Annotated in this window: 23 protein-coding genes and 1 tRNA gene; 18 read left to right on the top strand and 6 right to left on the bottom strand. The window is 50.8% G+C overall.

Annotated elements, in window-relative coordinates; translation table 11 throughout:
- Nucleotides 1-30: 30 nt before the first annotated feature.
- From uppS to ACYQ8U_RS16400, 10 genes are read left to right on the top strand one after another with little or no spacing between them, the layout of a single operon-like run.
- A complete protein-coding gene (gene uppS / locus ACYQ8U_RS16445; protein WP_459946642.1) occupies nucleotides 31-777 on the top strand; it encodes an undecaprenyl pyrophosphate synthase in 747 nt (248 codons plus the stop codon).
- A gap of 3 nt (nucleotides 778-780) precedes the next feature.
- The gene (locus ACYQ8U_RS16440) at nucleotides 781-1,581 is read left to right on the top strand and encodes a phosphatidate cytidylyltransferase (protein WP_459946641.1); all 801 of its coding nucleotides are present in this window, start codon (nucleotides 781-783) and stop codon (nucleotides 1,579-1,581) included.
- Nucleotides 1,581-2,741, top strand: a complete 1,161-nt coding sequence (locus ACYQ8U_RS16435; protein ID WP_459946679.1) for a 1-deoxy-D-xylulose-5-phosphate reductoisomerase — start codon at nucleotides 1,581-1,583, stop codon at nucleotides 2,739-2,741. The genes ACYQ8U_RS16440 and ACYQ8U_RS16435 overlap by 1 nt, the downstream gene beginning before the upstream one ends.
- 56 nt (nucleotides 2,742-2,797) lie before the next feature.
- Complete coding sequence (gene rseP, locus ACYQ8U_RS16430) at nucleotides 2,798-3,871, top strand: RIP metalloprotease RseP (RefSeq protein ID WP_459946640.1); 1,074 nt, start codon at nucleotides 2,798-2,800, stop codon at nucleotides 3,869-3,871.
- Nucleotides 3,871-4,620: a tRNA (adenosine(37)-N6)-threonylcarbamoyltransferase complex dimerization subunit type 1 TsaB gene (gene tsaB / locus ACYQ8U_RS16425; protein ID WP_459946639.1), complete on the top strand. Its 750-nt coding sequence runs from the start codon at nucleotides 3,871-3,873 to the stop codon at nucleotides 4,618-4,620. The genes rseP and tsaB overlap by 1 nt, the downstream gene beginning before the upstream one ends.
- Nucleotides 4,617-5,702, top strand: a complete 1,086-nt coding sequence (ispG, locus tag ACYQ8U_RS16420; RefSeq protein ID WP_459946638.1) for a flavodoxin-dependent (E)-4-hydroxy-3-methylbut-2-enyl-diphosphate synthase — start codon at nucleotides 4,617-4,619, stop codon at nucleotides 5,700-5,702. Before tsaB ends, ispG begins: the two co-directional genes overlap by 4 nt.
- Before the next feature lie 29 nt (nucleotides 5,703-5,731).
- On the top strand, nucleotides 5,732-7,444 hold the full coding sequence (locus ACYQ8U_RS16415) for a proline--tRNA ligase (protein ID WP_459946637.1): 1,713 nt from the start codon (nucleotides 5,732-5,734) through the stop codon (nucleotides 7,442-7,444).
- A 14-nt stretch (nucleotides 7,445-7,458) separates the two neighbouring features.
- Complete coding sequence (locus ACYQ8U_RS16410) at nucleotides 7,459-9,642, top strand: RelA/SpoT family protein (protein WP_459946636.1); 2,184 nt, start codon at nucleotides 7,459-7,461, stop codon at nucleotides 9,640-9,642.
- 28 nt (nucleotides 9,643-9,670) lie between these two features.
- Nucleotides 9,671-10,186 carry a Smr/MutS family protein gene (locus ACYQ8U_RS16405; protein WP_459946635.1) on the top strand — a complete coding sequence of 172 codons (516 nt, stop codon included), beginning with the start codon at nucleotides 9,671-9,673 and terminating at the stop codon, nucleotides 10,184-10,186.
- Between the two features lie 43 nt (nucleotides 10,187-10,229).
- Complete coding sequence (locus tag ACYQ8U_RS16400; protein WP_459946634.1) at nucleotides 10,230-10,919, top strand: FKBP-type peptidyl-prolyl cis-trans isomerase; 690 nt, start codon at nucleotides 10,230-10,232, stop codon at nucleotides 10,917-10,919.
- A 79-nt stretch (nucleotides 10,920-10,998) separates the two neighbouring features.
- Here ACYQ8U_RS16400 and ACYQ8U_RS16395 read toward each other — a convergent pair whose 3' ends face one another.
- Nucleotides 10,999-12,087 carry an LptF/LptG family permease gene (locus ACYQ8U_RS16395; RefSeq protein ID WP_459946633.1) on the bottom strand — a complete coding sequence of 363 codons (1,089 nt, stop codon included), beginning with the start codon at nucleotides 12,085-12,087 and terminating at the stop codon, nucleotides 10,999-11,001.
- Nucleotides 12,088-12,698: 611 nt separating this feature from the next.
- Here ACYQ8U_RS16395 and ACYQ8U_RS16390 point away from each other — a divergent pair.
- From ACYQ8U_RS16390 to ACYQ8U_RS16355, 8 genes are all read left to right on the top strand, one after another.
- The gene (locus ACYQ8U_RS16390; protein ID WP_459946632.1) at nucleotides 12,699-13,604 is read left to right on the top strand and encodes a DHH family phosphoesterase; all 906 of its coding nucleotides are present in this window, start codon (nucleotides 12,699-12,701) and stop codon (nucleotides 13,602-13,604) included.
- Between the two features lie 146 nt (nucleotides 13,605-13,750).
- Nucleotides 13,751-15,004 carry a glucose-1-phosphate adenylyltransferase family protein gene (locus tag ACYQ8U_RS16385; RefSeq protein WP_459946631.1) on the top strand — a complete coding sequence of 418 codons (1,254 nt, stop codon included), beginning with the start codon at nucleotides 13,751-13,753 and terminating at the stop codon, nucleotides 15,002-15,004.
- Nucleotides 15,001-16,287: a glucose-1-phosphate adenylyltransferase family protein gene (locus tag ACYQ8U_RS16380; protein WP_459946630.1), complete on the top strand. Its 1,287-nt coding sequence runs from the start codon at nucleotides 15,001-15,003 to the stop codon at nucleotides 16,285-16,287. The genes ACYQ8U_RS16385 and ACYQ8U_RS16380 overlap by 4 nt, the downstream gene beginning before the upstream one ends.
- Before the next feature lie 126 nt (nucleotides 16,288-16,413).
- Nucleotides 16,414-16,489 (top strand) — tRNA-Arg (locus ACYQ8U_RS16375).
- A 601-nt stretch (nucleotides 16,490-17,090) separates the two neighbouring features.
- Nucleotides 17,091-20,018 (top strand): TOTE conflict system archaeo-eukaryotic primase domain-containing protein, encoded by a 2,928-nt coding sequence (locus ACYQ8U_RS16370; RefSeq protein ID WP_459946678.1) that lies wholly within the window; start codon nucleotides 17,091-17,093, stop codon nucleotides 20,016-20,018.
- Nucleotides 20,019-20,318: 300 nt separating this feature from the next.
- On the top strand, nucleotides 20,319-21,236 hold the full coding sequence (locus ACYQ8U_RS16365) for an MBL fold metallo-hydrolase (RefSeq protein ID WP_459946629.1): 918 nt from the start codon (nucleotides 20,319-20,321) through the stop codon (nucleotides 21,234-21,236).
- Nucleotides 21,237-21,359: 123 nt separating this feature from the next.
- Nucleotides 21,360-21,800, top strand: a complete 441-nt coding sequence (locus tag ACYQ8U_RS16360; protein WP_459946628.1) for an alanyl-tRNA editing protein — start codon at nucleotides 21,360-21,362, stop codon at nucleotides 21,798-21,800.
- 14 nt (nucleotides 21,801-21,814) lie between these two features.
- A complete protein-coding gene (locus ACYQ8U_RS16355; protein ID WP_459946627.1) occupies nucleotides 21,815-22,129 on the top strand; it encodes an aldolase/citrate lyase family protein in 315 nt (104 codons plus the stop codon).
- A gap of 86 nt (nucleotides 22,130-22,215) precedes the next feature.
- Here the strand turns inward: ACYQ8U_RS16355 and ACYQ8U_RS16350 are convergent, their stop codons facing one another.
- The 5 genes from ACYQ8U_RS16350 to oah form a co-directional block, all read right to left on the bottom strand.
- Nucleotides 22,216-22,602, bottom strand: a complete 387-nt coding sequence (locus tag ACYQ8U_RS16350; RefSeq protein ID WP_459946626.1) for a DUF488 domain-containing protein — start codon at nucleotides 22,600-22,602, stop codon at nucleotides 22,216-22,218.
- A 562-nt stretch (nucleotides 22,603-23,164) separates the two neighbouring features.
- Nucleotides 23,165-23,596: a Zn-ribbon domain-containing OB-fold protein gene (locus ACYQ8U_RS16345; protein ID WP_459946625.1), complete on the bottom strand. Its 432-nt coding sequence runs from the start codon at nucleotides 23,594-23,596 to the stop codon at nucleotides 23,165-23,167.
- A 13-nt stretch (nucleotides 23,597-23,609) separates the two neighbouring features.
- Complete coding sequence (locus ACYQ8U_RS16340) at nucleotides 23,610-24,779, bottom strand: thiolase C-terminal domain-containing protein (RefSeq protein ID WP_459946624.1); 1,170 nt, start codon at nucleotides 24,777-24,779, stop codon at nucleotides 23,610-23,612.
- A 90-nt stretch (nucleotides 24,780-24,869) separates the two neighbouring features.
- Nucleotides 24,870-25,619, bottom strand: coding sequence for an SDR family oxidoreductase (locus ACYQ8U_RS16335; RefSeq protein ID WP_459946623.1), 750 nt, complete (start codon nucleotides 25,617-25,619; stop codon nucleotides 24,870-24,872).
- Nucleotides 25,620-25,638: 19 nt separating this feature from the next.
- Nucleotides 25,639-26,784: a 6-oxocyclohex-1-ene-1-carbonyl-CoA hydratase gene (gene oah / locus ACYQ8U_RS16330; protein WP_459946622.1), complete on the bottom strand. Its 1,146-nt coding sequence runs from the start codon at nucleotides 26,782-26,784 to the stop codon at nucleotides 25,639-25,641.
- Nucleotides 26,785-26,795: the final 11 nt, after the last annotated feature.

Genomic DNA, 26,795 nt, shown 5'->3' with positions numbered 1-26,795 from the left:
ATTTTCGCAAACGATATGAACGGGTCTTGTATGTCTGGCACTTGCACAATTGATTTGAATCGCCTTCCTCGTCACGTTGCGATTATTATGGACGGAAATGGCAGATGGGCCCAGAAAAGAAGACAACCCCGGTTGTTTGGTCATAAAGCCGGAGCACAATCCGTGCAGAATATTGTCGAAACGTGTCGGCAAATCGGTATCGAGTATCTTACATTGTACGCATTTTCTTCGGAAAACTGGCGTCGACCTGAGCAGGAAGTCAGGGGTTTAATGACCATCCTGAAAAATTACCTCGAATCGGAATTGCCCCGGATGCAAAAAAATGATATCCGGCTCATGTCCATTGGCGACAGGCAAAAGCTGCCGGAGACGGTCCGGCAATCTCTGGAAAAGGTGATCGAGGCAACCTCGGCCAACTCTAAGCTTACCTTGAATCTTGCGCTCAGCTATGGTGGCCGTGATGAAATTGTTCGGGCGGTAAGGGCGATTAGCACACGCTGTCTCCAAGGCGAAATTACCCCCGAGCAGATATCTGATCAAATGATAAGCGAAAATCTTGATACCTGCTGCATGCCCGATCCAGATCTGTTGATACGCACGGGGGGCGAAGCGAGGTTGTCTAATTTTCTGCTCTGGCAGGTATCCTATGCCGAGATCTATTTTACCGAAACCATGTGGCCCGATTTTCGAAGAGAGGTTTTATTACAGGCTCTTCAGGAATTTCAGTCTCGGGAGCGGCGGTTCGGGCGTACCGGCGAACAGCTGCTGTGTGAATAGCTGATGCAACGTATTGTCCCTGGACTATTGATTGCTGGTTTCTGGCTTCTCCTGCTGCTGCAAGGGTCGATCCTCTTGTTTTGTCTTGTCATTGTCCCGATAGTACTTATCGCCGCCAATGAGTATGTACACATGGTCGACAGGCGGAAGACCGTTCCTGTTGAACGGTGGCTTGTCAATTGCATCCTCGCCGCTCCGGTTGCCGTGACCTGTCTGCGTCCACATACCGCGACGCTGCTTCTGGCCACACTGGGATCGTTTCTCGCTCTGACCTGTTATATTCTGTATCGCTACAGGGACATTGCCGACAGTTATAATCTTTTCTGTCGTCTTGTCTTCGGTACAATCTATGTTGGCGTCCTGGGATCGCATGTTGTGCTGCTGCGCTTTGTACCCGATGGAGGCAGCTGGCTGATCATTGCCTCGGCCATAACCGCCTGTTCCGACAGCGGGGCCTATTTTGTCGGTAAGGCGATAGGCAAGAAAAAGCTCTGCCCAAATATCAGTCCGAATAAAACCGTTGGGGGGGCCGTGGGAGGTGTTTTCTGCGGCCTTGCCGGTGCAGTGATTTTTGCCCTGTTACTCCTGCCGGCGGTCAACTGGCTGTTTCTCACCGGTGCGGCTGTTTTCTTGGCAATTGCCGGGATTGCCGGGGATCTGACAGAATCGATTATTAAACGAGGCACCGCCACCAAGGACTCCGGCCATTGTCTTGGCGGGCATGGCGGGATACTGGATCGAGTTGACTCCTTGCTGTTCGTTTGTCCGATCCTTTATTACCTGCTTACTTTTCCGGTGCTATGATGCGACATATTTCTCTTTTGGGATCGACCGGGTCCATCGGCGTCAACGTCCTTGATGTCATCCGACAGTTCCCTGAACTCTACAAAGTTGTCGCTCTGGCCGCCGGGGCTAATGTCCAGCGGCTGGCTGAACAGGTAAAAGAATTTACCCCGGAATTGATCTCTGTCGGCGATGCCGACAAAGCCGCGGCCCTGCGCACACTTCTTCCCGACGAATTTCACGAGAGAATTGTCCACGGCACCGAGGGGAATATACTTGTCGCAGCCCATCCGGCCGCCGATTTCACTCTTTCGGCTATCGTCGGTGCGGCAGGACTCCTGCCGACGCTTGCCGCCATTGAAGCGGGCAAGGATATTGGCCTTGCCAATAAAGAGACCCTGGTCATGGCCGGGCGCATAGTCATGGCCGCTGTGCAGAAAAAAGGCATTAGACTTCTGCCGGTCGATTCAGAACATTCCGCTATTTTTCAAGCTCTTGAGGCCGGACGAAGAAAGGACTTGCGGAAAATCATTCTCACCGCCTCCGGAGGCCCCTTTCGCAGCATGAGCTGGCAACAGCTGCAGCACGTTACCATGGAGCAGGCGTTGAATCATCCCAACTGGAGCATGGGTAGGAAGATTTCCATTGACTCGGCAACACTGATGAACAAGGGGTTGGAAGTTATCGAGGCCAGGTGGCTGTTTGAGGTGGACAGTGAAGCAATCCAGGTGGTCGTCCATCCACAGTCGATCGTTCATTCTCTGGTCGAGTATAGAGATGGCTCGGTGCTCGCCCAGCTCGGCATCCCGGATATGCGTATTCCTATTTCCTACGCGCTCTCTTATCCGGCCAGGCGACCTCTGCAGCTGGAGCCTCTTGATCTTCTCACCTGCGGCAACCTGGAATTCTTTGAGCCTGACTACCTGAGTTTTCCCGCTCTCAAACTCGCTTTTGCCGCCCTTGAGAGCGGGGGCGTGTTGCCGACGGTATTGAACAGTGCCAACGAAGTTGCCGTGGAGGCATTCCTGCAATCGAAGATAACATTTCCGCAAATAGCGGAGACAGTTGCCCGAACAATGGATATTGTTCATGCAGGAAGTGAGGACAGTCTCGATGATATTCTTGGCGCGGATGTTGCTGCGAGGCGTGAGGCGTGGAGGCTTATCCTCAATACAAATTAAATTTTATATCTACGTCCCAGCATCCGGTGGCGTGTCCCCTTTAAACGTTTTTAGCTATGAATACACTCTTTTCATTTATACTGGTTCTTGGTCTGCTTATTTTTGTCCATGAACTTGGTCATTTTCTTTTTGCCAAGTTATTCGGTGTTCGCGTCCTGAAATTTTCTCTTGGTTTTGGGCCGAAACTGGTCGGCAAGGTCTTCGGCGAAACCGAATATGTCATCTCGGCCTTTCCGCTCGGCGGCTTTGTCAAGATGTTTGGTGAAAATCCGGATGAGCAGCAGATCTCCGAAGAAGACAGAAAAGGTTCTTTTGCCCATAAACCTGTATGGCAGAGGTTTATGGTGGTTTTAGCCGGTCCGCTGTTCAATATTCTCTTTGCGATTGTGCTGTTTTTCATGGTGTTTTCCTTCGTCGGTATTCCGACGTCGGTTGATACCACTCGAATAGGCAAGGTCAATGAAAATTCACCCGCGGCCGTTGCCGGGTTGCAGGCCGGAGATGTTATAGTGCGTATCGACGACACGGCAACCATCAGCTGGATCGATGTCCTGGAGGCAGTGAAAAACAGTGCCGGAGAACCCATCCGTGTTGACGTCGAGCGCCAGGGGGAACGGTTGAGCTTGAAGATAGTACCGGCGATTGATGCGGTGAAAAACGTCTTCGGCGAAGAAGTGGAGAAGCGCTATATGATCGGCATCATGAAGGCCGATGAGCTGAGCTATGAAAAAAGCACCCTATTGGGCGCAATGCAGAGCGCCTGTCAGCAAACCTGGATGTACGTAACCCTGACGGTCATGGGCTTTGTGAAAATCATCCAGCAGGTTGTCCCTGCCTCGGAAATAGGCGGGCCCATTCTTATCGCCCAGATTGCCGGCGAACAGATGAAGGCCGGCTGGTTGAATCTTATCTATTTCATGAGTCTGCTCAGTGTCAATCTGGGCATCCTGAATCTCCTGCCGATCCCGGTTCTCGACGGTGGACACCTGGTCTTTCTGACCATTGAGGGCGTACGACGAAAACCGATGAATGAACGGGCGCAGATCATCGCCCAGCAGGTCGGCATCGGCCTTCTGGCCACGCTTATGATCTTTGTTTTCTACAATGATATCGTCAGGCTGTTTCGTTGATGGAGTGCCGACACCCGTTTATACTCTCGATCGACACTGCGACCCCCTGCAGTGCCGTTGCCCTTACCTGCGGAAGCAGGAAAGAGGGCAGAGTTGTTGCCTCGCTCAGCCTTACCGGTACTGTCACCCACTCAAGGCGTCTGCTTACGGCCATTGATTATATAATGAAAAAAGCCGAGGTCGACTGGCCGTCTATTACCGGGATCGGGGTGAGTCTCGGCCCGGGAAGTTTTACCGGGCTGAGAATCGGCATGGCCACGGCCAAAGGACTGGCGGCAGCTGCGGGCAAAGTGTTGCTCGGGGTCTCGACCCTTGATTCCCTGGCGGCCAAATGCGTCACTTCGCGACTTATCTGCACTGTCCTCGATGCACGAAAAAAAGAGGTTTATGGTGCTTTTTATCGATGCAATGCCGAAGGTTTTTCGCAGCGCGTCAGCGACATGACCGTGGTTGCGCCGGAAAAGCTTGTTGCTGCTGTTTCCGAACCGCTTTTCATGGTTGGTGACGGTGCAATGGTGTATGGTGAAGTGTTTAGAAATTTACTTGGCAAGGCTGTCATCTTTGCCCCTTCTCAGCTGCATGAACCGTCAGCATCGTCACTTGGCATGCTTGCCGGAGAAATGCTGGAGGCGGGGGAACAGCTTGATCTGGCCGAGGCGGTACCGCACTATATCCGCAGCTCGGATGCCGAACTCAATCTCTTGCAAAAAGATGCACAATTGCACGACAAAAATCTGGGCGGCCGATGATTAACAGACGTAAAACGCGATCAATACAGGTCGGCAAGGTCGCCGTAGGCGGTGACAGCACCATCAGTGTGCAGTCGATGACCAACACCGACACGAAAAATGTACAGCAGACCGTTGCGCAGATCTGTCGTCTGCAGCAAGCCGGGTGTGATATCGTCCGGGTTGCCGTTTTAGACCTCGAGGCGGCTGCGGCCATTCGGGCTATTCAGGAGAAGATTTCCATTCCTCTGATTGCCGATATACATTTTGACTCTCGCCTGGCTGTTGCCGCCATGGAAAGCGGTGCCGACGGTATTCGTATTAATCCCGGCAATCTCGGCGGGGAAGAGAAAGTCGCCCTGGTGGTTGCTGCAGCCAAGCAGCATCGGATACCGATTCGGGTCGGGGTGAACAGCGGCTCCATTGAAAAGGATCTGTTGAAAAAACACGGCTATCCCACCCCGGAGAATACTGTCGCCCTGATTGAAAGCGCCATGCGCAATGTCCGTCTGCTTGAAAAACATGGCTATCACGAGATTAAGATCTCGATCAAGTCCTCCGATGTGCTGACCACCATCAACAGCTACCAGCAGCTGTCGAAAACCACCGACTACCCGCTGCATCTCGGGGTAACCGAAGCGGGTGGACTTATTGCCGGGACCGTCAAGTCGAGTGTCGCCCTCGGCATCCTTCTCAGTCAGGGCATTGGCGACACCTTCCGCATTTCTCTGACCCGTGATCCGGTGGAGGAGGTGCGGGTCGGCTTTGAGCTGCTTCGATCCCTGAAGATCCGCGAACGTGGACCGGAGCTGATCTCCTGTCCAACCTGCGGCCGTACCCGTATCGATCTCTTTACACTGGCCGAGGAGGTTGAGCGATTCGTCCAGACCATGGAGAGCCCGCTGAAGGTTGCGGTTATGGGCTGCGTCGTCAATGGTCCGGGGGAAGCCAGGCAGGCCGATATAGGTGTTGCCGGCGGCAACGGCGTCGGTATTATCTTCAAGAAAGGTGAAATTTGGCGAAAGGTCCCTGAAGATCAGCTGCTGGAAATCTTTCTCGCCGAGCTGAAAAAGATGGAAGATGAAGGGCTAGGTTCGATTTAAAAGATTAATCCTTTATAAAAAATAAAAATATGCGCTATTCAAAGACCCTGTTGCCGACTCTCAAAGAGACCCCGGCCGAAGCCGAAATAGTCAGTCATCGACTCATGCTGCGTGCGGGATGCATCCGCAAGCTTACTGCCGGTATCTATACCTATATGCCGTTTGGCCTGGCCGCAATCCGTAAGGTTGAAAATATCGTCCGCGAAGAGATGAACCTGGCCGGAGCTCAGGAACTGCTCATGCCGATGGTGCAGCCTGCCGATCTGTGGCGGGAAACCGGCAGGTACGAAAAATACGGACCGGAACTGCTCCGATTTCATGATCGACACGACAGGGAATCCTGTCTTGGACCGACCCATGAGGAAGTGATTACCGACATCGCCCGCAAGGAATTGCACTCCTACAGAAATCTGCCCATGAATCTGTACCAGATTCAGACCAAGTTCCGCGACGAAATCAGGCCGCGGTTTGGACTCATGCGCGGCCGGGAGTTCATCATGAAGGATGCCTACTCCTTTGACGTCGATGATGAGGCGGCCGGCATTTCCTATATGAAAATGTATGAGGCATATAAACGAATTTTTACCCGCTGCGGCCTGTCTTTTCGTGCAGTCCAGGCCGATTCCGGCGCGATTGGCGGCAGTTTCTCCCATGAGTTTATGGTGCTGGCCAAAACCGGCGAAGACACCATCGTCGTCTGTAAGCAGTGCGAGTACGCCGCTAATATGGAAAAAGCGGTTGTTAAACTTGTGCAAAGCGAGCAGACGGAAGCCCTCCTCGACATGGAAAAGATTGAAACTCCCGGCCAGCGAAAGGTTGACACGGTCTGTGAGTTTTTAGGTATTGCGCCACGGCAATTGGTCAAAACCCTCGTTTTTAAAGCAGACGGTAAGATAGTCGCCGTGCTGGTGCGCGCTGACCGTGAGGTAGAGGAAGTGAAACTCAAAAATCTGCTTGGTGCGGCAGATGTGGAAATGGCCGACGAACAGGAGGTCTTTGACGCAACCGGTGTGCCAACCGGGTATCTCGGGCCGGTCGGTATTGCTGTCCGTATGGTTGCCGACCAGGAAGTTGCCGCCATGCAGAATTTTTATGCCGGGGCCAATGAGAAGAACTACCATCTGAAAAACGTCAATCTGGGGCGGGATTTTCAGGTGGAAGCGGTGGGCGATCTGCGGCAGATAACCACCTCTGATCCTTGTCCGGAATGCGGCGGTCAGCTCGAGACCACGGAAGGCATCGAAGTGGGACATGTCTTCAAACTGGGTACCGGCTACTCCGAGTCGATGCAGGCAACCTTCCAGGACAAAGACGGACAGGCAAAGCATTTTGTCATGGGCTGTTACGGCATAGGCGTCAGTCGTATAGTCGCCGCCGCCATTGAGCAGAACCATGACGATAAGGGCATCATCTTTCCCGTGCCTCTGGCGCCGTATACCGTGATCATTGTCAACCTTGGGGGAGACGATGAGATCATCAACACCGCCGCGGAAAATCTCTATGAGGATCTGCAGGCGGCAGGCCTGGAGGTGCTCCTCGATGACCGGGACGAACGACCCGGCTTTAAATTCAAGGATGCCGACCTGCTGGGAATTCCTTATCGGGTGACTGTCGGCAAAACCTTCATAAAAAGTGGCACGGTGGAAATCAAAAACCGCAAAGATGGCACCGTCGAGGAACTGACACCGGAAGAAACCATCAAACGTCTCCGGACAACAATTCTTGCTGAACTGAGTAAATAACCGGAAAGTTGTTTATGACCCATCTATCGACAATAAACCCTGGCGGGTTGAAGACTCTGGCGGCAAATTATTTGCATGGCGTTGATCTGTCTCGCATTGATGAGGCATGGGAGATCGTCTCCCGCGTGCACAAAGGTCGGCGGCATTTTTCCGGCGAGCTGATCGTTATGCATCTGCTCGAGGTGGCCTCGACACTGGCTTCCATGCATCTGGATCTCGATACGATTCTTGCCGGTCTGCTCCATGGGGTTCTCAAAGAAGGGGTGACGGTCGAGGAGCTTGTCGAGAAATTTGGCAAAGATGTCGCGGGCATCGTTGAGGGATCAACGAAGATAACCAATGTTTCCTATAACAGCAAGCTGGCCAGTCAGGCGGAAAACCTGCGGAAAATGCTCCTGGCTATCGCCACGGATATTCGGGTGCTGCTGGTCAAGCTGGTTGATCGGCTTCTCGATATGTTTCTCCTTGATATGGTCGACCGGGAACAGCAGCTCGACATGGCCAGGGAGACCATGGACGTCTACGCCCCTCTGGCCAGCCGTCTCGGTATCGACTGGCTCAAGCGGGAGCTAGAGGACCACGCCTTTAAATTTCTGCATCCAGATGAACACTATGAGCTGACGCACACCTTGGAGAGTTCACTCGATGAACGCCAGAAATACGTTGATGAAGTCATCAACATCCTCCATGAAAAGCTGGCGGAGAGCAGCATTGTTCCCATCCGTATAATCGGTCGGCCAAAACACCTCTATTCTATCTACAAGAAACTGATTGCCCAGAATATTCCTCTTGAACGGGTGTACGACAAGGTTGCCTTTCGGATCATTGTTGAAACCGTCAACGAATGCTATGAGGCCCTGGGAACCATTCATGCCAACTGGGCACCGGTTCCCGGTCGGATCAAGGATTTTATTTCCGTTCCCAAGGCAAACAACTATCAGTCGTTGCATACGACGGTGGTTGGTCCCCGGGACCACTTCATCGAAATTCAGATCCGCACCGATCAGATGGACAGGGTGGCACAGGAAGGTGTTGCCGCGCACTGGGCCTACAAGGAGGGCCAAAAGGTTAACAAAAAGGATGTCAAACTTTTTCGTGAACTGAAAAATCTGGTCACCTCTCTGCAGGATGTCGAGGATCCGAGGGAATTTCTCGATAGCCTGGTTGGCGAACTGTACGACCCGGAGATATATGCGCTTTCCCCGAGGGGTGAGGTCAAGGAATTGCCGCTAGGCAGCTGCCCTATTGATTTTGCCTACTCGATCCACACCGAGGTCGGAGACCACTGTGTGTCGGCAAAAGTTAACGGACGACAGGTGCCGCTGAAATATCAGCTGAAGACCGGAGATATCGTCGAGATTGTTACGTCTCCGACACAGGTGCCAAGAAGAGGCTGGCTCAATCTGGTCAAGACCAGCCGGGCGAGAACCAGGATACGTTCCTGGCTGAGACGGGAGGAAAAAGAGAAGGCGCTGAAACTCGGTCGGGAAATCTGTGAAAGAGAGATTAAAAAATATGACACCTCGCTGAAAAAAATTATCAAGAGTGGGCATATCCGTTTGATACTCAAGCAGCTGCGCTGCAACTCGCTCGATGATCTGCTCAGCAAGGTCGGCAGCGGGGCGATTACCGTACAGAATCTTATCAAGGGGCTGCAGCCGCCTGAACTGCGCAAGGAAAACGAACAGAACGCTGTACAACTGCCACCGGAAGAACTGGCAAGCCTGATGGTCAGCCAGCATGTCAGTGGAGGAGGAAAAGATAAAGCCGGGGTGAGTATCGACGGCATTGACGGGATGCTGGTCAAGGTCAGTCAGTGCTGCCGGCCCCTGCCGGGTGACCCGATTGTTGGTTTTATCACCATGGGCCGTGGTGTTTCCGTACACAAGGCAAGTTGCCATAACCTGCTCAGTTCCGATCCCAATCGGTGGATTGATGTTTCCTGGTCGGGTATTGCCGAAAAAACCTACCGGGCGGGTATCCATATCAGTGCGGAGAACAAGCGGGGAATTTTCTCGGAAATCAGTGGGGCCATCAGCCTGGATAATGCCAATATTGTTGATATTGCCGCGCACACCACGCCGACTGACCAGGCGGATATGACCATTTCCCTGGAGGTAGAAAATCTCGACCATCTGAACGTCCTGATACAGCACCTCCGACAACTGCCGGCTGTGATCAACGTCCGTCGATTGTAGTTGCAGGAAAAAAGGACGAGGTGGCAGGATGAAGGCTCTCTGCGATGTCTGCGGCAATACAAAAGATCCATCACGTTTGCTGTGTCCCTTTTGCGGCAGCAGGGTGGAGGTAACCGAGCGGATAAAAAAGACCGGGTTTGTCCATAAAACCGTTAATCTCGAGGCTGGTCGTCCGGTGCTGGAGGTTGCTCTTCACCGTATGCAGGAAATAATTGACGACGCAATCAGAAACGATGTCAAGGTATTGACGCTCATTCATGGCTATGGTTCAAGTGGCAAATGCGGAGTTATTCGGTCGGAATGCAGAAAAATGCTCGGTTTTTTGAAAAGTAAAGGCGTGATCAATGATTACATTGGCGGAGAGGATTTCAACAAACGATCGGGAGCCGTCAAGTCGCTTCTTCGGCGCTACCCACAACTCGGCGCGGATAAACACTTGAACAGGGGCAATCAGGGGATTACTCTGGTCATACTCTCCTGGGGATTATTGATTCTGCCCGCACTGGTTGTAACAACGATATTTAACGCGACTTTTTTGTCGTAATTATGGTACAAAATACAAAAAACCTTCTAAGGAGGAGTTTCGGATGAAAAAATATTTTGCATCGGCAGTGCTAGGACTTTGCATTGCACTGCCTGCCGTGTCTTATTCTGCACCGCCGGCAAGCTTTGAAGAAAAGATCAGTTACAGTATGGGCTTCGAGGTGGGTAATTATTTCAAGGACGCCGGCAAAGATATTCAGGAGGAAATGCTCATTAAAGGCATTCAAGATGCCTATAAAGAGGCAACGCCGTTACTGACGCCTGAGGAAATGATGGCTGTCAAGAAAGAGTTCGGCGAGAAGATGCAGGCCGAGCAGATGGCCAAAATGGAGCAAATGAAAGAGGAAAATAAAGCTGCTGGAGTAGCCTTTCTTGAAGAGAACAAAAAGAAAGAAGGGGTGATTGTCACTGCAAGTGGCCTGCAATACCAGGTTATCAAGAAAGGGGCGGGAGAGAACGCCAAACCGACCGACACCGTCAAGGTTGACTATGTCGGCACGCTGGTTGATGGGACTGAATTTGACAGTTCGATTAAACGAGGAGAACCTGCTCTCTTTCAGGTTGATCAGGTCATTAAAGGGTGGAGCGAGGCCCTGCTGCTGATGAACCCGGGAACGAAACTTCATTTGGTTATTCCTTCCGAGCTAGCCTACGGCGAAAATGGCGCCGCACCAACAATTCAACCCAATTCCGTGCTAGTTTTTGATGTGGAGCTGCTATCTATTGAGAAATAGAGCTGTCTGAAAAAATGTTGTTCTTGAAAATGGCTGTCCGGGAGCATCCCGGACGGCCATTTTCATTATATATATTTGCTTAGCGGTCATTTTTTATGAGCAGAAAGATTCCTGTGAGGGAAAAAACGATGTGTATGGCGATCGCGGCGATGACCGGCGATACATATCCGGCAATGGCCAGGGATTGCAGGGCGCCCCATATTCCCCAGGCAATAAAGGCCAGACCGCAGCTGACCGGAATGGCCACGGAGAGGTCCCGCCCCCACTTCCGGTAGGAATAGAGGAGGATGGGCAAGCCGAGCAACAGCAAAGGTATCCCGAGGAAAATATAGGAAACGCGACCGAGAAAGTTGGTTGAGGCGGCTCGTTTTTCATGTTCCACCTCGGTCCTGCCGATTTCCTGGTAAAGATCGGTCAGTGACTGTTCCGCTGATTTATTGGCCGGAATCAGGAAGTTCTCCGGTCGTTCTGGAAAGCTGGCCTTTTGACTGGTAAAGTTGCTGATGCGGTACGTGTTGCCGCCTTCCTTCTGGTGAATTTGTCCAATGCGCAATAGCCAACTGTCGTCGTCTTCCTGCCAGGTGGCGTACGCGGCGGTTGTCAATGTTTTGATGTTATATTTTTCATCCCAGCTGGAGTAGGAAAAATCCTTAAAGGTGTACTGTTTGGGGTCAGGCCAGCCAAAAGAATAAAAACCGTCCTTGCCCTTGTAATAGTATCGGTTATTGCGCAAAATCCCCAAAGGAACCTTGCCCTTCAGTTGCTCATACCAGATGTTGTTGGTCCTGGCTATAGTTACAGGGAGCAGCCACTGGGCGGCGACAACAAACATCATGGTAAAAAACAGTGACCCGAGAAGCAGCGGTCTGATGATGAGCCGCAGGGGGATACCACCGGCTTTCAAGGCGGTGAGTTCATTGGTGTGATTGAGCATCCCAAGGGCGATGACGCCGGAGAGCAGGATAAATACAGGACCCAACTGGTCGACTATAAAGGGAATGGTCAGGAAAAAATATTCAAGAGCCAGCGACAGTGGTTTCCCGCCATTGGTGAAATCATCGATTTTTTCGAAAAAATCAACGAGGAGATAGATGGCGACAAATCCCATGTTGACTGTGAAAAAATATTTAACAAATTGGTTCAAGAGGTAGCGGTTAAGCAGATTCACGTAAAACCCCAACTGACGAATAAGGCGGTGACAGAGTAAAAATGTCCATAGCTTAAAACAATATTTTTAAAGAGTGTGATCGTTTAGATGTAGGTAACATTATCGATTCGGTGCGTCAAGAACGGCCTTTGCGGGAGTTGGGTAAAAGCACCAGGCCCTTGCAATGTTCTTGATCAGTGTGGTATATTCACAATTTGTCGTGGTGCTACCAACGCCCGGAAGTTTAAGGATTATTTGTCGTTTGGTAATGCATAACTCTTCTGCTCGTGCACTTTCCGGGAAATTGAGCAGGAATTTTTTGAACAGGAGATGGATGGCTTTTGGGTGTAGTCGGTAACTTCTTCTTGGTCTCTGATAAAAATAGAGAGAGGTTTGAGGGAAAACGATTGCCGCATGGACTGCGATATGGCCGTTGTTTAAAAAGCCTGCCCGCCGGGTAGCCCTATCGACAGGATTCATGCACCAAAATGATGCCACTGTTACCGTGTATGGCCCATAAACAAAAAAAAAGCTCCCTTCTTCCATGTAAACAAATTAACAAGAACACTGCAAATACTGCAAAAGATCGTTTACATGCCTTCAGAAGTATTTTTGCAAAGGATGACGAAGTCTTGGTTGTTATTAATGCCGACCCGGATGCTCTGGCAACGGCTATGGCGGTCAAAAGGCTTCTTCGTTACAAGGTAAAAAGTGTTACCATCACCCATCCCAATGAGATACGGCGTCTCAACAACCAGGCGATGGTCGAAAGGTTGAGGATCCCTCTGGAACGACTTAAAGATATCAAAGTCGATAATTACAGCAAGAGGGTCATGGTCGATTCCCAGCCTACCCATCTGCCGTGTTTTGAAAAAATTAAATTCCATGCAATTATCGACCATCATCCCGTTGCCGGCGATTTTGACTGCGAATTTATCGATATTCGGCCAGAATACGGGGCGACGTCAACGATGGCGGTCGAGTACCTGCGGGCGGCAGGCATGACACCTTCGGTGGCCCTGGCCACCGCCCTCTTTTATGGCATAAAGGTCGACACGCAGGACTTTGAGCAGAAATCGGTTCTGGCCGATGGGATCTCCTTTCGCTATCTCTTTAATATTGCCAACCGGGACCTGGTACGAAAATTCGAGCTGACCGATCTGCGCCGGTCGGAACTGAAATATTTTTCCATCGCGCTGGCGGAGCTGAAATATTCTAAAGGCCGTTATTACAGTCATTTAGGACGGGTAAGAAGCCCCGACGTTCTGGTCATTGTTGCGGATTTTCTCAATCATGTCGGTGAGATCGACTGGGTTTTCGTTTCCGGTATTCACGGTGAAAAATTGATCGTTATTTTCCGATGTGATGGGTATCGAAAAAGTGCCGGGAAGCTGGCGGAAAGAATTTTTGGTTCTCTCGGCTCTGCCGGCGGTCATAAAGGCGCAGCCAGGGCGGAGGTGCCTCTGAAAAATCTTCAATTGGGTGATAAGGAGTTCACTTCCGACACCCTGAAGCGTTTCATAATGCGGCATATCTGATTTTTCTGATAGGATTGTCTTCTTCGGGGTTGCGCATGGGCCCGCTTTATTTTACCATATGAGAAAGTACTCGGGCGAGAATGCTTGGAATTTCTTGAAGTTTTTTCGCATCTTCTGTGTTGCTCTTCTCATTCTGAGGTGCGCCTATGCTGAAACCTTCCACTCTGGCAATGATTCTTGCGGGCAGTCGGGTCGATGAGTTAAACGTCCTGACCTATTATCGCCCGAAATCAGCGGTCCCTTTCGGCGGTGTCGGTCGAGTTATTGATTTCTCTCTCAGCAACCTGCTCAATTCCGGTATTGAGCAGGTTGCCCTCCTCAGCCAGTATCACAGTTACTCGCTCATCAATCATATCGGTACGGGAGCAGCCTGGGATATGATTGGCCGATATCGTCACGTGTCGATCCTGCCGCCTTTTCTCGGTACTGATGCCAGTGAGTGGTACAGAGGACCGGCCGATGCCATCTACAAAAACCTTGACTATGTCCAATACCACTGCCCTGAAGAGATCCTTATCCTGTCCGGGGATCATATCTACAAGATGGATTACCAGGACCTGATCGACTATCACACCGAAAAGGATGCTGATCTGACCGTGGCTTTCACCAAAGTTCCCAGAAATGAAGCAAACAGGTTTGGCGTGGCCTGCCTCGACGATGAGGACGGCAAACGCGGCGGCAGGGTCGTCAAGTACTGGGAAAAACCCGCCGATCCAGAATCCGACTGGGCATCGATGACGATCCTCTGCTTCAAGCCGGAGGTACTGTATAGGGTATTGGAAAAAAACCAGGAGGGTGACTCGTATCACTTCGGCAAAGACATCATTCCGATGATGATCGAGCAGAATTGCAAGGTTTTCGGTTATAAATTCTGCGGCTATTGGGGCTATACGAGAACAATCGATGAATACTGGCAATCGAATATGGATTTGCTCGGCCCTGAGCCTCTCATCGACCTGGAGAAATGGATATTTCGTACCAACCTTGAACATCGACACATACGCGATAATGAGCCGGCCCTGATGGGGCAGGAGGCGGTGGTTCAGAACAGCATGATATATAACGGCTGCAAGATAGGCGGGACTGTGAGGAACTCGATTCTCTTTCCCGGGGTGCATGTGAAAAAAGGTGCGGTGGTGGAGAACTCCGTTATTTTTTTCAGTAATATAGTCGGTGAGAATTGCCGCTTAAACAAGATCGTCTCCGATGTGAACAATAACTTCGGCAGAAATGTTGTCATCGGCCCGGCGGTATGTGATGACAAGACCCCGGTGACGATGATCGGCTGGAACAACAAAATTCCCGACAAAACGATCATTGGCGAAGGTGCGACCATCTATCCGCAAATTCCTAACAGAAACTGGCCTGCAGTCGTCAACTCAGGGGAGGTGCTGCGATGAAACGAGCGAAAGAAGCATTGGTCCTCATTCTGGCCGGCGGCGTCGGCAGCCGCTTGAATATCCTCGTGCAAAAACGGGCGAAGCCGGCGGTACCCTTTGGCGGCATTTATCGGATTATCGATTTCAGTCTCAGTAACGTTATGAATTCCGGACTGAAAAAGGTCGGCGTGCTGACCCAGTATAAGCCGCTGTCACTGATGCATCACCTGGGCATGGGCGAAGCCTGGGATTTTACCGGTAGAAGCAGAGGCGTAACCATTCTGCCCCCACGGACGGGAGAAAAAGAATCAGACTGGTACCATGGTACAGCCGACGCGGTGCGCAGAAATCTCGATTTTCTCGAGGCTAATCCAGCTGAACAGGTGGTTATTCTTTCCGGCGATCATATCTATCATATGGATTTTGATGCGATGATCGAATATCACCGCTCAAAGAATGCCGATGTGACTGTCGCCATGATGATCGTGCCGAAAAGTGAAATGTACCAGTTTGGTTCCGGAATCGTTGACAAGCACGACCGGATTATCGAGTGGGAGGAGAAGCCGAAGAACCCGCGAACCAATCTGGCCTCGATGGGAATCTACGTTTTTGATTACAAATACCTGCTTGACACCTTGGTCCGCGATAAGTCGGAAATTGATTTCGGCCACCATATTCTGCCGCGGGCGATTGCCGAGGATAATGTCTTTGCCTACCCGTTTTATGGCTATTGGCGTGATGTCGGAACAATTCAGGCCTACTGGGAAGCCAATATGGATATTTTAAAGAAAGAGAGCGGCATCTCGCCGCAACGATGGGAGATTCGCACCAATATCGAGACCGTGGGGCGAGCAGCCGATCGTGCCCCGGCACGTTTTGGGACAGCGTGCCACCTGGAAAACTGTATGATTTCCGCCGGCAGTAACATCCAGGGTTCGGTGATCAACTCAGTTCTCGCACCTGGAGTGGTGGTAGAGGAAGGGGCGATTGTGAAAAATTCTATTCTTTTTGAAGACTGTATTGTCAGAAAAGGGGCGATTGTCGACCTGGCCATCCTCGATAAAAGGGTTCAGGTAGGAGCCAATGCGGTTGTTGGTTTCGGTGAAAACTATACGGTGGTCAATCAACTCAAACCAAGTCATCTCTATACGGGAATTACCTTGATCGGCAAGGGTGCGATGGTACCTGCCGGCCAGAATATCGGCAGAAACTGTGTGATTAATACGAATATTACCGAAGACGCATATCCTGGAAAGACCATTGAAGACGGTGAATCGCTCTTTGCTGACGGTGAGATTTTCTGATCTTCGCCTTGGCGTGAAAAAACAATGGCAGTTTAGGCGGTAAATCTCTCGACGGACTATTGAAAAAGGATTGCGCTTTAAAAAAACTTGAGTATTATTCCGCCTGAGTTGCTTTTTGTTCCAAAAGCCCTCGTAGCTCAGGGGATAGAGCACAGGATTCCTAATCCTGGTGTCGCGCGTTCGATTCGCGCCGAGGGTACCAGTAAAAACAGGGGATAACCAGCGATAATAGCTGGTTATCCCTTTTTTTGTTGCCAAAAATCTTTCCTTGTTTTGCGATATAGCTTTCAATGCTTGATTCGAAAGCACTATCAAGTAACTCGAATGTTGAAAATGGAGCAGTTGATGCTGCCATCTAACCAAGTGTTTCTCTCTATCGCATGTCTTCGCATATTCGGGAAGAAGCTCAAGCCTCGAAGGGTGCCTCTCCGATTGCAACCTGCTAAGGGATACCTCTTAGCACTGAGAAGATCCTGGCTCATCTTGGTTTTTTCCGGGGGAAGAACGAAAGTGCGGATCATCAACACCTCCAAAATTGACATAATACGGCCATAAGGATATCTTTTTTACTGTCAGATAGATATCTGCGGCGGTGTTTATTTGCCGATTGCCTTGCCGCGGCGGCTGGAAGAGTTGTTCGGGGTGCATGAACTGAGTACCTGATCGAACTGTTACGCTATGTCTTTGTCTGGGCCTATGAGCGTTCCTGTCGCAATGTTCGTGAAGCCTGTTCTTGAAGAGTTTTAATCCCTGCGTCTCAGACGGGAAATGCGAGAGGTCTCAACGTGAAAAATGATGATTCTATTTCAATTTCAGAGCTGTCTGAGAAGTGTCAGGTGTTATTGATCGAGAACAGTAAGTTGAAAGAGGAAATCAGAACCCTGAAAGCCCGGTTGGTTATTGTGGAGGCGCGGTATTCAAGTGATGAAATTTCCAAGAATAAATCCGAATCTGAAATAATCGCTCCGCAGGCTGCTAGAGTTTCGCCTCCAGGCATGAGCAAGAACGCTGACGAAGGAGAAAAAATCAGGCTGTTTATGTCGCTCTTCAGAGGGCGGGACGATGTTTACGCCAGGAGATGGGAAAACAAAAAAAAAGGGACGTCTGGGTATTCTCCCTCCTGTCTGAATGAATGGAAACCCGGACTATGCGTTAAGCCGAAGGGGACATGCACCGGTTGTATCTATAAGGCGTATGCTGGCCTAAATAAGAAAGTGATTGATGACCATCTGCGGGGGAAAATAGTCGCCGGAATATACCCGATGCTTCCTGATGAGACGTGTTGGTTTCTGGCGATCGATTTTGACGATGGGGAGTGGAAAAAGGATATCTCGGTATTGCGGGAGGTGTGTGCTGAATTTAATATCCCTGTTGCCGTTGAGCGCTCACGTTCCGGCAATGGAAGTCATGCGTGGTTATTCTTTAAAGAGCCGATAGCTGCATGCCTGGCTAGAAAATTAGGCACATCCCTCCTTACCTACACCATGCAGAACAGGCATGAGATCACTTTCAGATCATATGACAGATTTTTCCCCAATCAGGACACGATGCCCAGGGGTGGTCTGGGGAATCTGATAGCGCTGCCTTTGCAAAAGGAGGCAAGAAAGGATAAAAACAGTGAATTCATCGACCGGAATTTCGAGGCGTATCCAGACCAGTGGGCATTTTTAGACACGATTCGAACGCTCTTGGAAGATGACGTAAAAACACTTACTTTGAAACTGGGTCAGGGAAGTGAACTCGGGGTCTTGAAAAGAGATGCAGAAGAAACGCAAAAGCCATGGGAAACGACCAAGGTCAAATTACTGAAAACAGATTTTCCGCGACAAATAGAGATCGTAAAATCAAACATGCTCTTTGTTCCGAAGGCAGGTATCTCTCAAAGGGCTCTGAACCAGTTAAAACGCCTGGCGGCTTTCAAGAATCCCGAGTTCTACAAGAATCAGGCGATGCGCATGCCGACCTATGACAAACCGAGAATTATCTGTTGTGCTGAAGATACCGCTGAATATCTCTGTCTGCCGAGAGGCTGCGAGCAGGATCTGAGGGCAGTTTTTGCTGAACGAGGAATGGATGTCAATTGCCTGGATAAGACCAATCACGGCAAAAGGATCGACGTTGCATTCAATGGCAACCTGAGAGATGAGCAGCCACAGGCAGTGGACAGGTTGCTTGAGCATGATATCGGCGTACTCTCCGGCACAACGGCTTTCGGGAAAACGGTTGTAGCAATCAAACTGATCGCCGAGAGAAAAGTCAACACCCTCATCATTGTCGATAAAGCCAGCCTGATAACGCAATGGACGAAAAAATTGACTGAATTCCTGGCGATAAATGAACCCCTGCCTGTATCGGACAAAGGCGTGAAAAAGAGAGGACGAAAAAAGTCTGCAAGCATAATCGGACAACTGGGGCAAGGCAAGAACAGCCTGGGTGGAATCATTGATATTGCTTTGATGCAATCGTTGAACAGGAAGAATGAAGTGAGGGAGTGCGTGAAAAACTATGGCATGATCATCGTCGACGAATGCCATCATGTCGCAGCCGTGAGTTTTGACCAGATTCTTAAAGCCGCAAAGGCAAAGTATGTCTATGGCTTAACCGCAACCCCTGTCAGGAAGGACGGTCATCATCCCATAATCTTCATGCAATGCGGGCCGGTACGATACAGTGATGACGCAAAGAAACAGGCGGAAAAAAGGCCCTTCGATCATTTCGTCATACCGAGATTTACCGCACTGCGGGTTCCGCTTGACAAGGATGAAAAGGACGTATCCATTCAGGAACATTATTCGTTGATGGTTGTTAACGAGATGCGTAATCAGATGATTGTTGACGATGTGGTAAAAAGTCATGAGAGTGGCAGGAACTGCCTTGTCTTGACTGAAAGGACCAACCATCTGGAATTAATCGCCGGAAAGCTAAGGGAAAGAATTTCCGAAGTCATGACACTGAGAGGTGGAAGGGGAACAAGGGAAATCGCAGAAATCTTCAAATGCATATCCGACACACCCACAGACAAGCAATTGACGCTGGTCGCTACGGGCAGGTATATCGGGGAGGGATTCGACGAACCGCGTCTTGACACTTTGTTTCTGACCATGCCGATATCCTGGAAGGGGACTCTGCAGCAATATGCGGGTAGGCTTCACCGACTGTTTGAAGAAAAAAGAGAGGTCCAGATCTATGACTATGTCGATATCCATGTAAGCATGCTGGAGAAGATGTACCATAAACGGCTGAACGGCTACGCCTCAATCGGTTACCAGGCGAAAGCTGGAGCTGTCGAGGCGGACTCAATCAATATTATCTTCGACAAGAGTAATTTTTTACCGGTTTACGGCAATGATATCCTGGCCGCGGAAAGAGAGATTCTGATCGTAAGCCCCTTCGTTACCAAGAGGCGCACCTTGCAAATGATGCAGCAGTTGGAGATTGCGTTGCGGAATAAGGTAAGGGTAATAGTTGTAACGAGACCGCCAGGAGATTTCGGAGAAAAGGAACCAACCGCCTTGCAAGGGACTCTGGATATGTTACAACATGCTAATGTGAACGTGGTGTTTCGTTCAAACATACACCAGAAATTCGCGCTCATCGATCAAAAGATCGTATGGTATGGGAGTATCAATCTGCTCAGTTTCGGCAGCGCCGAAGAGAGCATCATGCGGCTCGAAAGTCCTAATATCGCTAGTGAACTTTTGAAAAGTATAGAAAAGCAAGGAAAGCGATAATGCAAAAAGGGGAACTTAATGATATTCTGCGTAATTCTAAAAAATAACGTGCCAATTATTACGGCATCATGGCAATCGGTATTTTTGGTTCGACAGTAAGGAATGAGGAGGGTGATGTGGATATTCTCCTCCGAATCCGGGAATCTGACCTGTGCAAGCGTAAAATCACTCCACTTCTTGAAACGGTGAGAAAAATAACTCAGGATCTCCAGTAACCTGACGATCCCTTTGGCTTGTCCAGTTTTATTGACCGCGACTCCCTCGCTGGGTCGAATCGAATTTTTAAAAGGACTATCCACCATGAAAGAACTGAATCTGTTTTGCATCGATCTTAATCAGCCGAGCCTGTCCGGCTTTAGCCGCTTTATAAGCAGCTGGTGCTGGCAGAGTGCAGGTTATCGGTTGTTGATTGACCCGGGCCCGCTTTCTACCATCCCGCATCTGCTTCAGGAACTGAGCAAGGCGGGAATCGATCACCTCGATTACATCCTGCTGACCCATATTCACATCGATCATGCCGGCGGAACCGGCGAACTGCTGAAGCACTACCCCACCGCGCAGGTGATCTGCCACCCGGAGGGAATCCGGCATATGATCGATCCGGCTAAGCTCTGGCAGGGTTCCCTGAAGGTGCTGGGAAAAACCGCCGAAGCCTATGGGGAAATCATCGCGATCCCCCAGGAAAAAATCTGTTACCTCGAACAGATCGACAGCACCGGCATTCGCAGCTATAAGACACCCGGTCACGCCCAGCACCACTGTTGTTATCTGGCCGACGATCTGCTCTTTGCTGGAGAGGTTGCCGGAGTACACAGCGAAGTGAGCCGGGGAATCTACATGCGCCCGGCCACGCCGCCACGTTTCATTCTTGAGGTCGCGCTCGACTCGATCGAACGGATGATCGCGCTAACCCCTCAGCGGATGATCTTTGCCCATTATGGTCTGGTCGAAGACGCCGTGACCCACCTGAAAATCGCCAAACAGCAGCTGAGGCTGTGGGTAAAAGGGGCAGTGGCAACGGAGCATCTTCAGGGTGAATCACGCGAGCAGGCTTTTTATGACTGGCTGATTGAACGAGACGAAAACTACGCCCTGATCAGCCAACTCCCTGCAGACGAACTGCAACGCGAGCGTGAGTTTCTCGGCAATTCATTGCGCGGTATGGTCGAGTATGTTGCCGGTCTCAGCGAAGCTGAACGCCGGAAACTGGTAGCCTGACTATGGACCAGCACGAAGCGACAAGCCCCAGGGGATGCCAATGGTTCAACTTTACACTTACAAGTTTGACCTCTCGATGCCACGGATTATTTTTTAACAGTCAAAAATCACCAATAGAGCGATATGACAAAATCTTATGTTCCGCGCATGCATTCGGCGGAACACATACTCAATCAGGCAATGGTCAGGAAATTCGATTGCGGACGATGCTTCAGCGCCCACGTGAACAAGAAGAAGTCCAAGTGTGACTACCACTTCGCCAGAGCCCTGACAGATGACGAAGCGAAGGAAGTGGAAGCAGTGGTCAATAAGGTGATTTCCGCGAATCTGGATGTAACTGAAGATATAATTTCCATTGAGGAAGCCAATCGGCATTTTAACCTCACCCGTCTTCCAAACGGCGTCGAAACCGTTCGCATAGTGCGCATCGGCGACTATGATTTTTGCCCCTGCATCGGCGAACATGTGGACAATACCGCCGAAATCGGCGAGTTCCATATGATCTCCCAGGATTGCAACGATGGCGTTCTTCGGATACGTTACAAACTCGGCGACCCGGAATAGCGATGAGAATGTTCATGAAACCCTATCGCTCGATTTTGTCGGTTCCCGGACATATTCAGAAAATGCATACCAAGATCGCCGAAAGTGCGGCCGATGTTATCATGCTCGGCCTAGAAGACAGTGTCCCGCAGGAGGCGAAAGAAGGTGCAAGAATGCAGGTTCTTACGTCCCTGCAAACCATCGATTGGCAAAAGAAGACTGTAAGCATCCGCATCAATGGTCTTGACACAGCTTATGCCTACTGGAACCTGCTGGCAATTGTCGAAGGGGTAGGTATCTCACTCACATTGACACAGAGGGATGACGCAGCGACTTTACGACCAGGCTAGTTATCTCGGCTTGGTTGAAGCGGGTGAGGGAACAGATACCTCCGATTGATTGAGCGAAGCTTGGGGGCTATGTTGCCCGGTATGGTCTATTTGACGTCCGCGCCTCTCTTTATGAGAAGCTCCCTCAAAATTGAGCGATGGCAGTGAGCCTCATCTTCGCAATAACAGCCAATCGACATATTCGTCTGATGTGACAATGCCGCCAACAGGTCCAAATCCTTACTTGGTCCTGAAGCCTTCAGCTCGGACAGAAATTTTCTCTTGAACGTTTTCCAGGACTTCTCATCATCGGCGGCTTGAGCCTCCTTCACCAAAGCCTCGCTTGGAGATAAATTTGGAAACCAAACATCGTAGATATCCTTCCTGGAGTAGTCTTCCTTCTTCACTCCACGAGGAGGCCGCCGCACCGTTCCTATCCGCAGCCCTTCAGTGTCCTCTCTGGGACTCCCCAATCTTACAATCCTGATAGTCATTTTCTTCCTCGAACCTAACTCGTGGTAAACAAAACCATTTTTTCAGGTATGCCAAGTCCTTTGTTGCAAAATAGGCAGATTACGTCTCTTACCTGAAGACAATACGTTACTTGGAAGAGATAGAAAAGATTATAAGGCAAGGAACGAAATGTTCATAGGTAAGTCCCCAGGTTTCGCTGAAATCATAGAAGGGCTCACCGCGCTGGAAGCACGGATGAATAGGAGGTGAAAGCTTTGTTATACAATGAGCAGCATCTCAGTATTGTTGATAAAAATGGCAGGCAAACGAAAAAAGAAATGGACTGTCAATCCACTGCAACTCCCGCTGTATCCTGAAAAAAAAATGGCAGCATAATTATGGCTAGATTATGTTTAAACACCCTTATTAAATGAGGATTATTTCATCGGTCGGGTTCGCAGAGATACTGTTCTGTAGGATCTGCCGCGGCCTGAGCACAGCAGAGGCCGACCACGGAAATACGGTATGCGGAATAACGCCGCACGAGTCGCAGCTTTACTTACCGTAAATCCGTGGAAGTCGCCTGATTCAAGGGACTTTCAGCTATGCCTTTTTGAAGATATAGTTCAGTTGTCCGTTGGTCAGTTCATTGACGACGGTGGTCATCGGCATTCCGATCTTGACCTCGGCCAGATCAAGATCCTTGTCGAGTCGTCCGAAAACCTGATAATCGCCGTAATCGAGCATGGCGATGGTGTATGGCACGTCGGCCTCGAAGCCCACCGGGGCGTATTGCAGCTGACTGTAAGATACCAGCTTGCCGGTTCCGCTCACTTCACGCCACTCCATGTCGCTTGACAGGCATGCCGCACAGTCGGCCCGGGGTGGGAAATATTTAACCCCGCAGGATTTGCAGACCGTATACATGACCTTGCCGCTTTCCAAATGGTCAATAAAATCGTTAACCCGTGTTGTCCGGGTGAAGCTCACCGTGCCGAATTTGCCGAAGCGGACATCTTCCTTTTTTTCACTCATCTCTTCCTCCAGATTACTCGTTGCCAAGAATGGTCACATTGCCGTAGATGCCCACACCGCCGATGTTATGTACCAGGCCGATCTGTGGATCCTTGACCTGAATGTCTCCTGCTTCACCCCGCAGCTGCAGGACAATCGTGCGGACCTGGCTGCCGCCGGTGGCGCCGATGGGGTGGCCCTTGGAGAGCAGGCCGCCGTCCACGTTGACCGGAATGCTGCCCTCTTTGTATGTCTCCTTGCCCCGGATCAGCTCTTTGGCTCCGCCGGGCTCGGCAAAGCCCAAGGCCTCATAGGCGAGCAATTCGGCGATGGTGAAACAGTCGTGTACTTCGGCCACATCGATATTTTTCGGGCCCACTCCGGCCATGGCGTATGCCTCCTTGGCTGCCTGCTCCGCCGCCTTCAGTCCATACAGATAGTCTCGTCCGGCGAGGTTGACGCTGGCGCTTGCCGCTCCAATACCCAAAATATAGACCGGTTTCTTACTGAATAACTTGGCCTTTTCGGCGCTGGCCACAATCAGGCACGAGGTGCCGTCGGCATTGGCACAGCAATCTCCTACCCGCAGAGGGCTGGATACCGGACCTGCCATCATGTTTTTCGGGTCGGTAAACATATCATGGGTCACGGCCTTGCGGAAAACCGCCCGGTCATTGATCTGGCCGTATGTGGACGCCTTGACACGAACCGCCGCCAGGTCCTCCAGGGTGGTGCCGTACTTGTCCATATGGGCCTGGGCGTGCATGGCGTAATAGGCCGGCATCATGGTGCCGAAGGGGCTCTCCCACTGAATGTCGGCACCGCGCCCCATGCGTTCCTGGCTCTCGGCCGAAGAGATTTCCGACATCTTCTGCAGGCCGATCACTGCCACGACGTCGTGGACGCCGGACGCCACCATGGCGTAGGCCATCTTCAGGCCTGTACTGGACGACGAGCAGAGCGATTCTATATAAAAGGTCGGCTGCGGGTTGAGCCCAAGGTACTCGGCAACGACAGCCGATGGTGACCGCTGTTTGTCATATTCCGGAGCTGAGCACAAAATCGACGCATCGATATCCTTGGCGGTGATCCCGGCATCGGTGATCGCTTCCTTGAAACCTTCGAAGGCCAGCTCACGGATTGATCCCGGATAATTACGGACAAATTTACTCTGTCCAACTCCTATAATGGCTACTTTTTTCATAGGTGTTTCCTTTTTGAGATGAGCGCCTTACAGAGTATTTTTGAGCAAAAAAAATAAACTGTAAGGCACTTATACCCCCCTTGCGGGGTGTTAGATGTATTGACCCCCGTCAACCTTGATGCATTCGCCGGTAACATGCTTGGCTTTGTCAGAGGCCAGGAAGGCGATGACATTGGCCAGATCCTCGGGTTGTCCGACCCGTTTGAGGACGATTTCGGCCATGGCCAGATCGACGATTTTGTCTCGGGCCTCGGACTCTTTCAGCATCGGGGTTTCGATGAGACCCGGAGCCACAGCGTTGACCGTCACCCCAAAGGCGCCCAATTCCTTGGCCACCGCCTTGGTGTAGCCGATGATGCCGGCCTTGGAGGCGCTGTAGTTGGACTGGCCGAACTTGCCGCGCATGCCGTTGATCGAGGTCACATTGATAATGCGTCCGGATTTCTGTTCCTTGAGAAGGGGAGCGGTGTGACGGGTGAAATTGAAGTAGCCTTTCAGATTGACTTCCAGGACCCTGTCCCACTGCTCCTCGGTCATTTTCCAGCAGACGCCGTCCCAGTTCATTCCCGCGTTGTTGACCAGGATATCTATTTTGCCGAATGCTTCCAGGGCGGCCTTGACCACCGCTTCGGCTTCGCTGAAGGAGGCGATATCGCATTTGACGCATATTGCCTTGCGCCCCATTCCTTCTATCTGTTTGACGATGGCTTCGGCTTCTTCCTTATGGCTGCGGTAGGTCAGGCAGACATTGGCGCCTTCCTCGGCCAGCATTAACGATGCGGCGGTGCCGATACCCTGGGAGCCACCGGTGACGATGGCATTTTTATTTTCCAGTAACATAGTTTCCTCTCTAATATTGTTATTTCTTCTCAGTCGGCATCAAACTCTCAATTAGCTCATCGGTCCAGGGAACGCCTTTGGCCATGGCCTGGCGAAGTTTGACAAAGTCGATTTCACGACCGGTCTCTTTGGTGCCCTCGTTAAAGGCGCGAAAACCTGTCCTGGCTTCATTCATCATATTCAACGCCAACCAGGCTCGGGAGTTTTCCTTATTCAGATTCCAGGCCTGCAGCTTCGGTTTGCGCAGCTCTTCAAGACTCTTAGTCATACACTCGGGGAAGGTCTCAAGAAGTTTGGCGCACATTTCTTCAACCTTCTGGTCTAACAGACTCAGGTCAATCTCACCATCTTTGATCAAAGCCCGACCTTCCTTGAAAGCAGTGCCGGTCTTAAACTCGCCAAGGATCACCCGGCCGTATTCGTCGAACATCTGATCCGTAATAACCGTGGGATTGGCGATAAATTTGCCGTTCACCTTCAACGCGGGCACCAGGTCAGCAATGATACCAAGCCGTGCCGCCTTATGAGCAGAGAATGGCTCGCAGAGCGTGCCGGAAATCATGGCCTGCTCACAACCAATCATGACCGGTAAAAAGTCGGTTGCACCGCCGATAGCAGCCGAACCGTGCTTGGGACCGGCCTGACCAAAATTCGCCAGATCCTGGGCGATGGTAAAGTCGCAGGCCATGCCAATCTCCTGGCCACCGCCGATCCGCATGCCATTAACCCGGGAAATCACCGGCTTGTCGCAAGCAAGAATCGCCGAAACCATATCATTAAACAGTCGCATGTATTGCCGATATTCCTGGGGATTGCCCGCATAATACTCGGCATATTCCTTGGTGTTGCCACCGGTACAGAAGGCTTTGTCGCCAGAACCGGTGAAAACCACAGCGTTGACTTCACGGTCAACGGATGCGCGGCGAAAGGCGAGAATGGTGGCTTTCACCATATCCGTTGTATAGGAGTTATACTGTTTCGGGTTGTTGAAAATTATCCAACCATTGTATAAACCTTCGACCACACTGCCATCAGCACGTTTTGCCGGCCTCTTCTCATATAACACCATGCCGTCGCAGAGTTTCTCCACGTCCCGATCAATCAGGTTGTGATCAATCAGTTGCTCCGGTGCCGTTTTGGCGATAACTTCATCTGTTTTACTCATGCTCAATCCTC

The organism is Desulfocastanea catecholica, assembly GCF_054657295.1.
This window is presented reverse-complemented; position numbering and strand designations above follow the sequence as displayed.